Source organism: Pseudomonas sp. (assembly GCF_026224925.1).
GTDB lineage: Bacteria > Pseudomonadota > Gammaproteobacteria > Pseudomonadales > Pseudomonadaceae > Aquipseudomonas.
Window position 1 is genome coordinate 1 of sequence record NZ_JAMFRV010000491.1, and the last position, 14,701, is coordinate 14,701.

Annotated in this window: 12 protein-coding genes; 1 reads left to right on the plus strand and 11 read right to left on the minus strand. The window is 61.4% G+C overall.

Features of this window, described 5'->3' with window-relative positions; translation table 11 throughout:
* A partial coding sequence (locus M0974_RS20965; protein ID WP_297841159.1) for an AMP-binding protein occupies nucleotides 1-1,180 on the minus strand: 1,180 nt, incomplete at its 3' end.
* A complete protein-coding gene (locus tag M0974_RS20970; protein WP_297841162.1) occupies nucleotides 1,177-2,262 on the minus strand; it encodes an alkene reductase in 1,086 nt (361 codons plus the stop codon). The genes M0974_RS20965 and M0974_RS20970, both read right to left, overlap by 4 nt.
* Before the next feature lie 253 nt (nucleotides 2,263-2,515).
* On the opposite strand from M0974_RS20970, the gene M0974_RS20975 reads away from it, so the two are divergent.
* Nucleotides 2,516-3,856, plus strand: a complete 1,341-nt coding sequence (locus M0974_RS20975) for an MFS transporter (protein ID WP_297841164.1) — start codon at nucleotides 2,516-2,518, stop codon at nucleotides 3,854-3,856.
* Between the two features lie 562 nt (nucleotides 3,857-4,418).
* On the opposite strand, the gene M0974_RS20980 is transcribed toward M0974_RS20975, so the two are convergent.
* The 9 genes from M0974_RS20980 to M0974_RS21020 form a co-directional block, all read right to left on the minus strand.
* Nucleotides 4,419-5,801 (minus strand): DUF1329 domain-containing protein, encoded by a 1,383-nt coding sequence (locus M0974_RS20980; RefSeq protein WP_297841166.1) that lies wholly within the window; start codon nucleotides 5,799-5,801, stop codon nucleotides 4,419-4,421.
* A 92-nt stretch (nucleotides 5,802-5,893) separates the two neighbouring features.
* Entirely contained in the window at nucleotides 5,894-7,579 is a 1,686-nt protein-coding gene (locus M0974_RS20985; protein ID WP_297841169.1) for a class I adenylate-forming enzyme family protein, read from the minus strand.
* Between the two features lie 35 nt (nucleotides 7,580-7,614).
* A complete protein-coding gene (locus M0974_RS20990) occupies nucleotides 7,615-8,769 on the minus strand; it encodes an acyl-CoA dehydrogenase (protein ID WP_297841172.1) in 1,155 nt (384 codons plus the stop codon).
* Nucleotides 8,766-9,971 carry an acyl-CoA dehydrogenase family protein gene (locus tag M0974_RS20995; RefSeq protein ID WP_297841175.1) on the minus strand — a complete coding sequence of 402 codons (1,206 nt, stop codon included), beginning with the start codon at nucleotides 9,969-9,971 and terminating at the stop codon, nucleotides 8,766-8,768. The genes M0974_RS20990 and M0974_RS20995 overlap by 4 nt, the downstream gene beginning before the upstream one ends.
* Before the next feature lie 83 nt (nucleotides 9,972-10,054).
* Nucleotides 10,055-11,224, minus strand: a complete 1,170-nt coding sequence (locus tag M0974_RS21000; RefSeq protein WP_297841178.1) for an acyl-CoA dehydrogenase family protein — start codon at nucleotides 11,222-11,224, stop codon at nucleotides 10,055-10,057.
* A 10-nt stretch (nucleotides 11,225-11,234) separates the two neighbouring features.
* A complete protein-coding gene (locus tag M0974_RS21005) occupies nucleotides 11,235-12,413 on the minus strand; it encodes a lipid-transfer protein (protein ID WP_297841180.1) in 1,179 nt (392 codons plus the stop codon).
* 17 nt (nucleotides 12,414-12,430) lie between these two features.
* Nucleotides 12,431-12,850: a MaoC family dehydratase gene (locus tag M0974_RS21010; protein WP_297841182.1), complete on the minus strand. Its 420-nt coding sequence runs from the start codon at nucleotides 12,848-12,850 to the stop codon at nucleotides 12,431-12,433.
* Nucleotides 12,822-13,955: an acyl-CoA dehydrogenase family protein gene (locus tag M0974_RS21015; protein ID WP_297841184.1), complete on the minus strand. Its 1,134-nt coding sequence runs from the start codon at nucleotides 13,953-13,955 to the stop codon at nucleotides 12,822-12,824. Before M0974_RS21015 ends, M0974_RS21010 begins: the two co-directional genes overlap by 29 nt.
* Before the next feature lie 12 nt (nucleotides 13,956-13,967).
* A partial coding sequence (locus M0974_RS21020; RefSeq protein WP_297841187.1) for an OB-fold domain-containing protein occupies nucleotides 13,968-14,701 on the minus strand: 734 nt, incomplete at its 5' end.

A 14,701-nucleotide genomic window follows, 5' to 3' on the forward strand; every position in this document is an offset into this window, starting at 1 on the left:
AGTCGTTTTCGATGTCGAAACGCACCAGCCGCAGGTTGGTCTTGTTCCAGTCCGGCACACGTCCGCAGGACCCGAAATAGTTGTCGACGTTGATCACCGAAGCGTTGGCCTCGGTCGCGCCCCAGCCCTCGAATACCTGGATCGGACCAAAACGTTCCAGCCAGCGTTGCCAGGTCTCAGGCGACAGGCCGGCGCCGAGCATGCAGCGCAGACTGTGTTCGCGCTCGCCCACCCGCACTGGTTGGTTAAGCAGGTAACGGCAGATTTCGCCGATGTACTGGAAGACGCTGATCCGATAGCGTGCCACGTCGCTCCAGAACTCCCGCACGCTGAACTTGCGGCGGACCACGATGCTGGCGCCCACACGCAGCGCGGTGGAGGTCACCGACGTGGCGGCCGCGCCGTGGTACAGCGGCAGGCAGCAATAAAACACGTCGTCGCGGGTGGCCTGCAGCGTGACTTCCATCACATCGCCGGAGGACATCCAGCGCATATGGCTGTAGCGCGCCGCCTTCGGCAAACCGGTGGTGCCCGAGGTAAAAATCAGCAAGGTCGAGGCCTGCGCCTCGATGTGCGCACGAGTATCACGGGGGAAGGTGCTGCGCGAGGCGCTGTCCAGGCGCGCGGCAAAATGCCCATCGATACCTTTGGGCAGCGGCCCGTTCCATGGATTTTCCGGGTCATGCACCAGCCAGCACGCCAGCTCGGGAAAATCCTCAGTGGCCTGCACATTGGCCAGGCACTCTTCGCCGACGACCAGCCCCTTGGCTGCGATGGTTTGCAGCGCATGCAGCAACGGGCGGCCGCTGACCTGGGTGTTGATGAGCGCCACTACCACCCCGAGCTTGACCAAGCCAAACCAGGTGCAGAAGAACGCAGGGCGGTTCTCCATGACGATGGCGCATACATCACCGGCGCGTAGGCCATCGGCATAAAAGGTATGGGCCATCTGGTTGGCCCGCGCATCGACTTCGGCGTAGCTGAGGGTGTGTTCGCCGTAGATCAGGAACGGTCGTTCACCCTGTTCAAGCGCCTGTTGTTCCAGGCGGTCGGCCATGGTGTAGTGGTCGCTTGGTTTGATCAGCGCACTGGCCGCCGCACGCAGGTCAAGTAGCGCCTGGGTCTGCTCCCGGGGCACCGAGCGGCTCGGCAGGACCCCAGTCAGATCGTTCAGGTTCATTGAGTCACCTCCTGGGCGGTCGCTTGATAGGTGGGGTAATCCGAATAGCCACCCGGGCCCGGCGTATAGAGGGTTTTTCGGTCGAATCGAGCCAGTGGCAGACCCTGTTTCAAACGCTCGACCAGGTCCGGGTTAGCCACAAAATGACGCCCGAACGAGACGGCAGCGCCCTCGCCCGCCTCAAGCGCGGCGCTGGCCGAAGCGCCATCAAAACCATCGTTGAGAATCAATGCATGCGGGCTGTGCTGGCGCGCCAGGGCGAAAGCATCGAGGTCGGCCACCGGGGAACGCATGATGTGTAGGTAAGCCAGGCCTAGCGGCGCGACGGCAGCGCACAACGCAGCCGCCGTGGCCGCCGGATCGCTGTCGTCGATATCGTTGAAGGGGTTGCCCGGACACTGACGAAAGCCCACACGCCCGGCACCAATCGCCGTGGCCATGGCCTCGATCACTTCCTTGGCAAAGCGCACCCGGTTGGTCACGGCACCACCGTAGGCATCGCTGCGCTGGTTGCTGCCCGATGCCATGAACTGCATGGGCAGGTAACCGCTGGTGCAGTGCAGCTCAACACCGTCGAAACCGGCCTCACGGGCACTCAGTGCAGCTTGGCGATAATCCTCGATGACCTCGGCGATACCTTGCAGGGTCAATACCTGCGGCTCATCACTGTCTACCAGGCCAGCGCTGTCGCTGAACAATTGCGTGCGCGCACGCAGTGCCGAAGGCGCGACTGTCGCAGCCCCCGCCGGTTTGTTGTGACGGCTGGCGGCGCGGCCGACGTGCATCAGTTGCAGGACGATGCGCCCGCCCTCTTCATGCACGGCGCGGGTGACCTGCTGCCATGCGGCAATCTGCTCGGCACTGTAGATCGCCGGGGTGCGGCAATAACCCAGGCCGCTGGCGGACGGCGCAGTGCCCTCGGCCACGATCAACCCGGCGCCAGCACGCTGGCGGTAGTACTCGACCATGACGCTGCTGGGCACCGCCGATGCGTCGGCGCGGCTGCGAGTCATGGGCGCCATGACAATGCGGTTGGCCAGTTGCAGTTCACCCAAGCGCACAGGCTCGAACAAGATACTCATGTCAGCTCCTTAACTTTTTATTGTTTGCGCCGCCGCCGACAACGCGGCACAAGCGATAGCGCAACAGCGAATATGGGCTGAATGATTGACCCGGAACGCGAGCGAAACATCGTCCGAGAAGACTAGATGTGCGCACCCGGACATCGTTCGCAACGGCTTTTCGGCAGGAAAAATGTGGTCTGAACGGACGATGAATAAAACCCACGCCGCGCTGAAGATCGGGCCCACTAAAACAAAATAGGGAGTAGCCGCAGTGAATCAGTCCAACCCTGTGACATGGCGAACGCACTACGCACTTTTCGTGCTCGCGACCATCTATGTATTCAACTACATCGATCGCCAACTGATGACGATCGTGATCGAACCGGTGAAGCTCGAATTCGGTATTTCCGATACCGGGATCGGGCTGCTTTCGGGCGTGACTTTCGCCGTGTTCTATACCGTTTTTGGCTTTCCGTTGGGACGCCTGTCGGACCGTATTGGGCGCAAACCAGTGATCGCATTCAGCTGTCTCGTCTGGAGCATCGTGACCATGCTCTGCGGCATGGCCGGTAACTTCCTGACCCTGATGCTGGCGCGAATCGGCGTGGCCGTCGGTGAAGCGGGTGGCACGGCGCCTTCGGTGGCCATGGTTTCGGATATGTACCCCCCGCACCGCCGCTCCACCGCATTGGCGGTACTGATGCTGGGCTCAAGTCTGGGGGCGATTGTCGGCTTGGGTCTGGGCGGCTGGATCGCTCAACACTACGGATGGCGTTACGCTTTTTTGCTGATCGGTGCCCCGGGGATCTTGCTCGGTCTGTTACTGCTGTTTACCGTGCGCTCACCCAAACCGGCAGCCGCCCCTACGCCTCTAGAACAAAGCGCACTGCAACAAGGCTGGCTGCAAACGTTGATCGAGCTGCTGCGCATGCCATCTTTTCTGTGGCTGGTCCTCGCTGGCGGCGCAGCGGCGGTTGCGGGCTACGCCATTGGCACCTGGAGCCCAAGTTTTCTGATCCGCTCCCACGGTCTGAACATGCAAGAAGCGGGGTTTCTGGTCGGCGTGGTGGGCGGCACGGGTTCTACTATAGGCACCCTGGTCTGCGGAATGCTGACCGACCGGATGGCCCGTCGCGATGTCGGCTGGCAAATCGGAGTGCCTTTATTGGGCACCTTGGTCAGTATCCCCTTTGCCTTGGCGTACTTCCTCTGGCCACAAGGCACAGCGTTCTATATCGGCAGCATCGCCGTGCCACAAGCATTCCTGTTCTACAGTGCATTCGGCTTCTTCGGCGTCTGGTGGGTAGCGCCTTGCCTGAGCGCCATCACCCACCTGTTCCCGGCGACTCGGCTGGCGCAAGCCACGGCGATTTTTGTGATGTCCATGACCCTGCTGGGCGTGGGCGTCGGTCCGCTGCTGGTCGGCATGCTCAGTGACTACTTCACGCCGAGCCTGGGGGGTGAAGCGTTGCGCTATGCGCTGGCGTCGTCGGTCTCAATGCTGTTGCTCGCCGTGCTGTTCCTTGCGATGGCCCTGCCACGCTATCGCACTCAACTGGCCCGCCCGACCACGCCCCTCGTCGAGCCGGATGCGGATGCGGTCACTGTCTGATTTCTGAAGGTTAGTTTACCTCTGAGCAAGAACTGCGGCTGCCCATCGACATACAACGCCAGGTCTGAAGGTCGTGCCGACCTTTTCGCAGGCAAGCCCGCTCCCACGGGATCTCCATCCATCGAAAATTCTGCGCCGGATACAAGACCTGTGGGAGGTTCCGCCGCGTCTTCGACGTCGCGCTGTCGCGCAGCAAACGCGGTCCATGTAGGAGCGCTCTTGCCCGCGATCGGCTGCGCAGCAGTCGTAAACCAGAGCATGCATTCCTTTCGATTGGAACTGAGTCCGGCATTTTAGGACCGCTTCGATCGAGCACGACCCCGGGCCCATCGCGGGCAAGCGCGCTCCTACAGTTTAATAATTCAAAGGGTTGTATGTGTGCGTGTGTGTGATTTGATCGAAGCGTGCAAGACCAGCCGCCTTGGCGCCGATCTACTTTTGATGTTGGCTTGCCAAACAGCAGGCCCGAAGGGCATTCATTACGCTATGCCTGACGCACCCCAAAAAAAAGCCTCGCCGTTATCCGGCGAGGCTTTGTTTGTAGCGCGTGTTGCCTAATGAGTTAACGACCGTTAGCCCGCGCCGCATCCGCGGTGTACTGGTCCGGAGTGAATTTGCCTTCGTTGAGGATCGGGCCTTTCTTCTCTTCGTTAGACATGCCGTAGCCGGTGTACTGGCCGGAGTTCAAGTCAATGAAGAACTGCGAACCGGCCTGCCAGCCGCTCATGTCGGGGTGGTAGTAATAGTTGATCATGGCGTGTTTCCACAACTGCCCACGGGTATCGTAGTTGTCGGCCATGACAGAGCTCCAAGTGTCTTCGTCGAGGAACAGCACACGCTTGCCATAGATGTGACGATAGCCTTCCTTCAGGTCGGCTTCCAACACCCACACGCGACGCAACTCATAACGCATGAACTCCGGGTTGGGATGGTTGGGAGTAAGGATGTCAGCGTACTTTATGGTCCCGGAGTTCGGCTTGTAGGCGTTGGCCGGGATGTATATCTCGCGCTTACCGATGATTTTCCAGTCGTAGCGCTCCGGTGAGCCGTTGAACAAGCGGTCTTCGTCGACGGTCATGGTGCCGTTGGTGCCGATCATCGGTTGATCGTAACCGTAACCCGGCAGTTGCCGCACGCGCCGGGTCGACGGGCTATAGGACCAGGCCTGACGGGGGTCGGTAGCGAAGTTGTAGGGTTCAAGGGCAATGTTGAGCGAGCCGTTGTCGCGGGCCGGTTTCAGGGTCAAGTTGCTGCTCATGGCCTGAATCTTGCCATCGGTGGTGGGCTCAGCGGTCGGCGAGTTGGCTTGCGACAAGCCGCGTGCATACGCCTTACCCCAACCGATGCTGCCATTGGGCAGGACCGAAGCCAGGTCGGTGGTTTTTTCTTCGGTGTAGGCACGTGCCGGCAGTTGGTGGTTCCACAGCAGTTCCATGCCGGTTTTCGGAATCGGGAACGGTACCTGCCCCAGACCTTCTAAACCCATCCCATCGTCCACCAGTTTGGCGTGCAGTGCGTTGGACATCGCCCGACGGCAAACATAATCCGGGTAACGGAAGTCCCGGTGGCCTGGATAGATATTCATTTTGTAGGTAGTAGGGTATTTCTTCAGCAGGGCTTTCTGGCCGTCCGTCAGGTGCGCCTCGTACTGGCTCATGTTCGCCGCGGTAATCACCAGGATCGGTTTCTCCGCCGCATAAGGATCAACCGGTTGGTCACCGGAGTATTTCACATGGTTCCAGCCCGGCACTTCACCCAGGTACTTACCGGTGTAAGGCGGAATGGTGCCCTCGGCGTTACCCGCTTGCTCGGCGCCGACACACGTCAGTTCCTTGCCCAGCTTGGCGGCCTCTTGGGGAGAAACCGCGGCGTGCGCATAACCAATCAACCCGCTATTGGCTGTGACTGCGACCGCGAGCATCAGACCCGTTCTTGTTATTTTCATGTGTTGCCTCCTTCGCTGATAAGGCTTATCTGATGGACACATTGTTCGTTTTCTACCGGCGCCAACATCGTCCGGAAAGACTAAGGAACGGCTTACACGCCCAATTTTTCTTGCAGTTGCGCCTTGAGCACCTTGCCGGTGGCATTGCGTGGCAAGGGTTCGAGTACCCGGTAGACCCGCGCCGGCACTTTGTAAGCGGCCAGACGTTCGGCGATGAATGCACAGACTTGCTCTGAAGTCGGCAGCGCCGAGGCAGTGCCATGTACCGCCAGTGCCACCGTCTCGCCCAGTACCGGGTCGGTAATGGCGAACGCGGCGGCTTCTTCGATACCGGGCATTTCGCAGATACAGGCTTCGATTTCGGCGGCGGAAATTTTTTCGCCGCCGCGGTTGATCAGGTCCTTGATGCGCCCGGTGACGCGCAGGAACCCTTCGTCGTCGAGGTAGCCGATGTCGCCGGTGTCGAGCCAGCCGTCGCGCAGGCACTCGGCGCTGGCATCGGGCAGGTTCCAATAAGCGCTCATCAGGGTCGGAGAGCGCAGCCAGATCAGCCCGCGAGTACCACTGGGCAGTGGCTGATGCGGGTCTTCGCCGATGCGAATATCGACAATCGGCAGTGGCCAGCCAGACGTCGCCGGCTTGTACACGAACTGATCGCCACCAATTGCTGCGCCGATGCCGTTACTTTCAGTCAGGCCGTAGCCGCTGCCACCGATGGCGTCAGGTTTGAGGGTGATCATGTTGGCCAGCAAACCCGCGGATGAAGCTCCGCCGCCTAGGCCTAGACCAAACAGGCTGGCGGTGTGCTCGGTGCCAAAACGGGGCGATCCGAGCAGTTGTTGCATCATCACCGGCGCGCCGTTGAACTGGGTGCAGCGTTCATCGCGGATCAGATCGAGGGCGCGTTCGACATCCCACTTGTACATCAGCAACAAGCGCCGACCACCCCGTAATGCCGACAAAAACTGCGCATGCAAGCCACTGACGTGAAACAGCGGCACCGCCGCCAGAGTGGTTGGTGGGTAGCCGCTGTTGATCACCACGCCGATACGTTCGGGCGAGCTCACCGCACAAAACGCGCCCTGAAACTCCAACGCGGTCAGTGCCTGGCAGATCGCCCGGTGGCTGGATAACACACCCTTGGCCCGGCTGGTGGTGCCGGAGGTATAAAGGATCAGCGCCGGCGCGTCGGGGTCAATAACTACCTCGGGGATCGGCAACTGAGGGGCGCTAATCAGCTCTTCGTAGCGCAGGCAGTATTCGGGCAATTGCACCTGCGCCTGTGCCCCCACGACAATCGCCGCCCGTTGCTCCTGCGCAAGGTCCTCCTGCAACACATTCAGACGGGTTTCGTCGCACAGCAGCAGGCGCGCACCGCTGTCCCGCACACCGTGCAGCAGCTCATCGCGCAGGCCCCAACTATTGAGCGGCACGCAGACCGCGCCACAGCGCTGGATCGCCGCGAAGGCCACCAGCCAGGCCGGCTGGTTACGCATGGCAATCGCCACCCGCTCGCCTGGTTGCAGACCAAAACAGGCGATCATCTGCCCGGCCAGACGGTCGACTTGATCGAAGTACTGATTGAAGGTCAGGCGTTGCTCCTGCCAGACCAGAAACTCGCGTTCTCCGTGTACGCGACCGGCGTCAATCACGTGCATCAGGTTAGGCGCGGTATGACGGAAGTAACGCGGGCCACCGTCGGCCGGCGTCACCACTTCAAAAGGCGAACCGGGGGCGATCAATTGCTGCCACGCGGTTTTCCAGCGTTCAATACTCATCTGTGTTTCTCCAGAACAGCCGAGGCCCTAGGCGCTCAGGCGCACGCTTGGTCGAGGGTCGAATAACGTTCGCAATGGAAATCCCGGTCGCCCAGGCAGCTCTGTGCAACACGCGCACGTTTGAGGTAAAGACCGACATCCAGCTCGTCGGTGACCCCGATGCCGCCATGCATCTGTACCGCTTCGCTGCTGACTTTGAGCGCGGTATCGCCGGCCTTCCATTTCGCCAGGCTGACCAGCCGACCGCGCTCCTGCGCACTGAGGTCGACATCATCCAGGGCCGACAGCGCGGCCATCAGAGCGCTGCGGCTCAGGGCCAGATCGACGTACATCTGCGCGGCGCGGTGCTGCAGGACTTGGAACGTACCGATCTGAGTGTCGAATTGCACACGGGTCTTCAGGTAATCCAAGGTGGTCTGAAACAACTGCTCAGCCAGCCCTAGTAGCTCCGCCGCCAGACACGTGCGGCCACGATCCAGTGCAGTATCCAGTGCCGTCCAGCCTTCACCGAGCGTGCCCAACACCGCCTCGCTGCCCAGTAGCACTTGGTCCAGGCCCAAGCGTGCGCAATTGCGCGAATCAATCAGCGGCAATGCGCTGACGGTCAACCCAGGCGCATCGGCCGGCACCAGGAACAAACTGATGCCTTGGGTCTGGCCCGGTTGCCCCGAGGTCCGCGCGGCCAGGACGTAGGCATCGGCGCCGAGGCCATCAAGCACCCAATACTTGTCTCCGTGTAAGCGATACCCCGTACCCTCGGCCACCGCCTGCAGGGCAACATGGCTCGGGTCGTGGCGCGCTTGTTCGTCCACGGCCAAGGCCACACGGCGCTCGCCGCCGATCACAGCCTGCAACCAATGCTCGTGTTGCTGCGGGTTACCCGCTAGATGCAGCAGCGAGCCGCCGAGCACAACGCTTGACAGCATCGGCGTGGCGGACAGGTTGCGGCCCATGGCTTCAAAGATCGGCCCCAGGCCCATGCAACCGAAATCCAGACCACCTAAATCTTCCGGAAACGGTATCGCGCTCCAGCCCAGGTCCCTGGCGTCTTGCCATAGCTGGGGGTCGAACCCGAGCGCGTCGCCTTCGTCACGCAACCGTCGCTGAGCGCTGACCGGGCTGCGCGCGGCGAGAAAATCCCGGGCGCTGTCAGCTAACAGGCGTTGTTCGTCGCCATAGCGCAGGTTCATGCAGTTACTCCTTTTTTCGCGTCAGGCAGACCAAGCACGCGCTTGGCGATGACATTGAGCTGAATCTCCGAAGCGCCGCCAGAAATGGTCAGCGCATAGCTGTTCAACCAGGCGCGGGTAATCGCCAATTGCTGGTCACTGAACGCCGTGCTTTGCCAGCCGAAGGCATACCCGGCCATGGCATCGAGCAAGACTTCGCACTTGTCGCGCTCCTGCTCGGTGTGCACCAGTTTCATGATCGACATCAGGCCGCTGATATCATCGCCTGCCCTGGCCTCATGACCCATGCGCTGGACCGTCAGGTTATAGGCATGCTCATTCATCGCGCAGGCCACGCCACGGGCATGCAACGCGTGCTCGCTCTGGCCCTGTGGCTTGGGAAGGTATTCGCGCAGCAACGCCAGCAGATCGAAGTGCGATGGCAGGCTGAACTCGCCAAACTTCGACATTGCCTTGCGCTCGTGCTGCAACAGGTACTTGGCCAGGTTCCAGCCGCCGTTCAAAGGCCCGATCAGTTGGCTCTTGGGCACCTTCACGCCGTCGAAGAACACCTGGCAAAACGCCGACTTGCCGCTGATCAAATCGATCGGCACCGGGGTGACCCCAGGGCTGCGCATATCAAGGACGATCAGGCTGATGCCTTCGTGCTTGGGCGCGCTGAAGTCGGTGCGCACCAGAGCATACATCCAGTCGGATTTGTCGCCGTAGGAGGTCCAGATCTTGCTGCCGTCGACTACAAAGTGGTCGCCGGCATCGCGTGCGGCCATTTTCAGGCTGGCCAAGTCGGAACCTGCGTTCGGCTCAGAGAAGCCCTGGCACCAGCGCACTTCACCGCGTGCGATAGGTGGCAGCAGGTCACGTTTCTGCGCTTCGCTGCCGTACGCCAGCAACACCGGCCCGAGCATCCAGATGCCCAGGTTGATTTGCGGCGGCCGGCACTTGATGCGGCGCATTTCGCTTTCCAGCACCGACAGTTGCTCGTCGCTCAATCCAGCGCCGCCATATTCCTCGGGCCATTCGGGGCAGAACCAACGCTTGTCGCGCATGCGTTCGAACCACAGCCGCGCGTCTTCATTGGGAAACGCTGGTTGTTGACTGCCCCAGACGACGTCGCCTTCCGCCATCGCGGTGCGCATCGACAACGGGCAGTTAGCCTCCAGCCAGGCACGGGTTTCGTGCCGGAATTGCTCAATCGTGCTCATGAAGATCCCCCTCGACCCGGCCCCGGTTTTGCTCCGGAGCGGGTACGGTTCTTGTTGTCGTGGACAAGCGCTGCAACCTGCTGTCAGCGTCGGGTTCGTGGCATGCCCAGGCCGAACTGGGCGATCAACTCACGCTGAATTTCATTGGTGCCACCGCCGAAGGTCAGGGTTACCGAACAGCGCAACTCGTACTCCAACTCGCCGTGCAGCAGCGTGGCCGCCGAACCGCTGCGCATCGAACCATTGGCACCCATGATCGCCGCCAGCTTGCGCAGGATTTCGATGGCCGACTCCGAGCCAAAAACCTTGGTGGTCGAGCTCAACGCCACGTCCATGCGCTCATGCTCAAGGTCGGCGGCGATGCGCAAGTTGATCAGGCGCATGGCTTCCAGACGCGCATAACACTCGGCCAGCGAGCTGCGGACCCAGGCTTTGTCCGTCGCACAATGGCCTTGCTCGTCACGTGCGCGAGCCCACAGGTAAACTCGGCGGAACAACGCCACGACCTTGTCCGCCCAGGTGCCAAGGCCCAGACGCTCGTGGTTGAGCTGCGAGGTGATCATCTTCCAGCCGCCGTTCAACTCACCCACCAGCATGTCCTTGGGCACCCGAACATTGTCGTAGTAGGTGGCCGCGGTCGGGATGCTGGTGGTGGGAATGACGGTATGAGAGAAGCCCGGTGTACGGGTATCGACAATCAGCAGCGAAATGCCTTTGTGCCTCGCCTCGGCCGGGTTGGTACGGGCCGCCAGCCAGATGAAGTCGGCCGATTCGGCACCGGAGGTCCAGAGTTTGTTGCCATTGACCACAAAGCCTTCGTCGTCCTGGCGCGCATTGGTTTTCAGCACCGCCAGGTCGCTGCCGGCACCGGGTTCGGAATAACCGACGGAGAACATGATCTCGCCAGCGGCGATCCCTGGAAGGAAACGCTCTTTCTGAAACTCGCTGCCGTGGGCCATCAAGGCCGGACCGACGGTGCTGATGGTCACGAACGGCAGTGGCGCCCCGGCGATGTTAGCCTCTTCAAAGAAGATCAACTGCTCGGTAGCGGCGTAGCCCTGTCCGCCATGGACCTTGGGCCAGCCAACTGCCAGCCAGCCATCGCGACCCATCTGGCGGATGGTCTGGCGAAACAGCTCACCGCCTTCCTTGCCGCGCAATTGATCGCGCAACTCAGGGGTCATCAGCGCCTGGAAATAGTCCCGCACCTTGTGGCGCAGGGCGTGTTGTTCCGCAGTGAGGTCAACAAACATATGCTACTCCTTAGGCCGCGCCGAGAATCAGGCCGCTGGTAGGCACGCCGGTACCCGCAGTAACCAGTACGTTTTCTACATTTGGCACTTGGTTTACCGCCGTGCCACGCACCTGGCGCACTGCTTCAGCGATACCGTTCATGCCATGGATATAGGCTTCGCCCAATTGCCCACCGTGGGGGTTGATCGGCAGCTTGCCACCTCGGGCGTGGTGCCCGGCGCGGATGAATTCCTTAGCTTCACCACGTTTGGCAAAACCGAACTCTTCAAGTTGCGGCAGTACGAACGGAGTGAAATGGTCGTAGATCACGGCCGTCTGGAACGCTTCCGGCCCCAGCCCCGATTGACGATATAACTCACGGGCGACCACGCCCATCTCCGGCAGCCCGGTGATGTCGTCGCGGTAGAAGGAGGTCATGCTTTGCTGGCCACCGGCAATGCCCTGGGAACCCGCCTTAATCGTCACGGGTTTCTGGCGCAGGTCGCGCGCGCGCTCGGCCGAGGTGATAACCATCGCCACTGCGCCATCGGATTCCTGGCAGCAATCGAGCAAGTGCAGCGGTTCGCAGATCCAGCGCGAAGCCTGGTGTTCTTCCAGGGTGATCGGCTTGCCGTAAAAAAATGCTTGGGGATTAGTGGAGGCAAAATCACGCGCCGCCACCGCAACCCGGCCGAAGTCCTCGGAGGTCGCACCGTAGGTGTGCATGTAGCGCTTGGCGAACATGCCGACCCAGGCCGCCGGGGTATGGAAGCCGTGGGGCATGTACCAGCCGTAATTGACATTGTCGAAGGTCGGCGTCGAGGCGAAGCCGTAGCTGCCGGTGCCAAAGCGATACCAGGAGCGTTCGTTCATGGCGCGATACACCACCACCACTTTTGCCATCCCGGTCGCCACTGCCATGGCCGCGTGCATCACCGGCCCGCAGGCAGCACCGCCGCCGTGGGGCACTTGCGAGAAAAACTTCACGTCTTTGCAGCCCAGCAAGCGGGCAATTTCGTATTCCGGGACCTTGTCCACCGAATAGGAACTGAAACCCTCGACCTCGGAAGGATCGATACCGGCATCCTTAAGCGCACTCAGCGTGGCTTCCAGGGCCAGGCGCAATTCGGTGCGTCCAGAGTTCTTGGAAAACTCGGTCGCGCCCAGTCCGACTATCGCGGCACGTCCGGAAATCGACGAATTGGTCATCTGTGTGTCTCCCGCTGTCAGGGCAGGACCAGCGCGACCGTACCGGTCACGTGGTTGCCCATGGAATTTTTGCCGCTGAAGGTGATTTCCACCGTGCGGGTATCGGCGTCGTGGCCGGTGACGCTGCCCGTGAACGTCATGCAATCGCCGGGGTAGTTCGGCGCGCCCAGCTTGATTTTCAGCGAGAGGAACTGTGCCAGCGGTCCCGCCCAATCCTCGATGAACCGCTGCACCAGCCCGTTGGTGGTGAGGATGTTCATGAAGATATGCGGCGAGCCCAGCAAGCGGGCAGCCTCCATGTCGTGGTGGCCGGGGAAGTAGTCACGGGTGGCAATTGCTCCACCGTTGATCAGGCTCACCGTGATCGGCACCGCCAGCTGCGGCAATACTTCGCCGGGGCGCACGTCTTCAAAGCGCTTGGTGTTCTTCGAGGTCATATTTCCATCCCAGCTTGTCGTTATTGCTCAGCCAATCGCCGAGACGTTCCAGGCTTGCCGCCGAACCACCCAGGGCAAGGCAGAGGCCGCGGCTCCAATAGAGAAAACGGTGGATCGGGTACGTCAGGTCGACGCCAATCCCGCCATGCACGTGTTGTGCGGTATGGCCGATACGGTGGCCCGCTTCACAGGCCAGCCAAGACGTAGCCAGCATTTCGGAAGGCGACGGCAAACCGGCGTCGATGCGGTAGCACAGTTGCCAGAGCACACTGCGTAAGGCTTCGAGGGCGATATGCGTGTCGGCCATGCTCATCTGCACCGCCTGAAAGCTGCCGATAGGCCGCTCGAACTGCACGCGCTCGTTTACATAGGCCACGGTGCGACGGATCTGCTCCTCGCTGACCCCCAGTTGCAGTGCGGCCAATGCCGCCACGCTGCGCGGTTCCAACCAGGCCAGTGCCTCTGCGGGTAACAGGTGCCCGACCGGGACGATCAAGCCTTCTATGTGCAGATCAGCGACCCCCTCGCCATGGGTCAGAACACCCGGCACGCGCAGAACCTGAGGCGCCGACAAGTCCAGCAGCAACAAACGCGGCTGCCCTTCGGCCTCAACCAGCACCAACGCTGCCCGGGACTGCTCGCCCAGAGCCAGGGCGGCGACCCGGCCAGTGATGTGCCAACCGTCGGCGCACGAACGCGCCTCAAGCTCGATACCACGAGCGCTGCTCAAGGCATCAAGGGACAGGCTCAACATGGCCTCGCCGGACGCCGCCTTGGCGACCCAGGTCGAGCTTTCGTCGAGGCCGAATCGGGCAAGGGTCGCGGCCGCCAACTGATGCCGCCACAACGGCACCTGAGCCAAGCCATGCCCCTGGGCTTGCAACACCAGCATTAGCTCGGTCATGCCCAGGCCGCTGCCGCCCTGCTCTTCAGGAATTGCCAGAGCATGCAGCCCGGTTTCGATGCATAGCGCCCAGAGCGGCGCCATCATTGGCTCGCCACTGGTGTCCCAGTGGCGCATGTATTCTTCGTGGCAATGGTCGGCAAACAGACTGTCGGCCATCTGCGCAATCGCGCGCTGGTCTTCGCTTAATTCGAAATCCATGGTTACTGGCTCCTAGGCGTCTACCGGCCGGAACAAAGGCAGGGTCAACTCATCATCGAAAGTCTGGAACTCGACCTGCAAACGCTGGCCGATCTGCAACTGCTCGCGCTCGATACCAACCAAACCTGCGATCAGACGCACGCCTTCCTCCAACTCGATCAGGCCGATCGGGTTGGGGTAATCGAACGGCGCGACTTCCGGGTAGTGCATCACCACAAACGAATACAGGCTGGCGCGCCCGCTGGCGGCCACGGTGTCCCAGTCAAAACTGTGGCACTGAATGCACACCGGGGCTGGTGGATGGCGCAGGGTTGCGCAGTCCTTGCAGCGCTGGATCAACAGTTGGCCCTGAGCGCAACCTTCCCAGAAGAATCGGGTGTCGTCGCTGATCCCCGGCAGGGGACGCTTGGCCTTGGCCGGTGTCTCGATCGCGGGGGTTTTCGGCGCCTGCTGGACATTGGCCGGGCGGAATTTGAAGACGCGGAACAACAACTCGCCCACTGGCTCGTCGCCACCAGCCTTTTCGACAAAGTGGTTCATCACCAGGGTGACAAAAAAACCGATGCCAAGACCCGTGGTTTTCTCATCGCTGACCGAATCCAGGCGCGTGGTGTAGTAGAGCTTCTCCCCCAGATGCAAAGGCCGGGTGAACGTCAGTTCGGAGTTCACCGCCACCGTGGATTGGTAGCCGTACCCCTCGATGACTTTGAGCACCTCATATGGGTTCTCGTCGGTGGAGCCAGGCG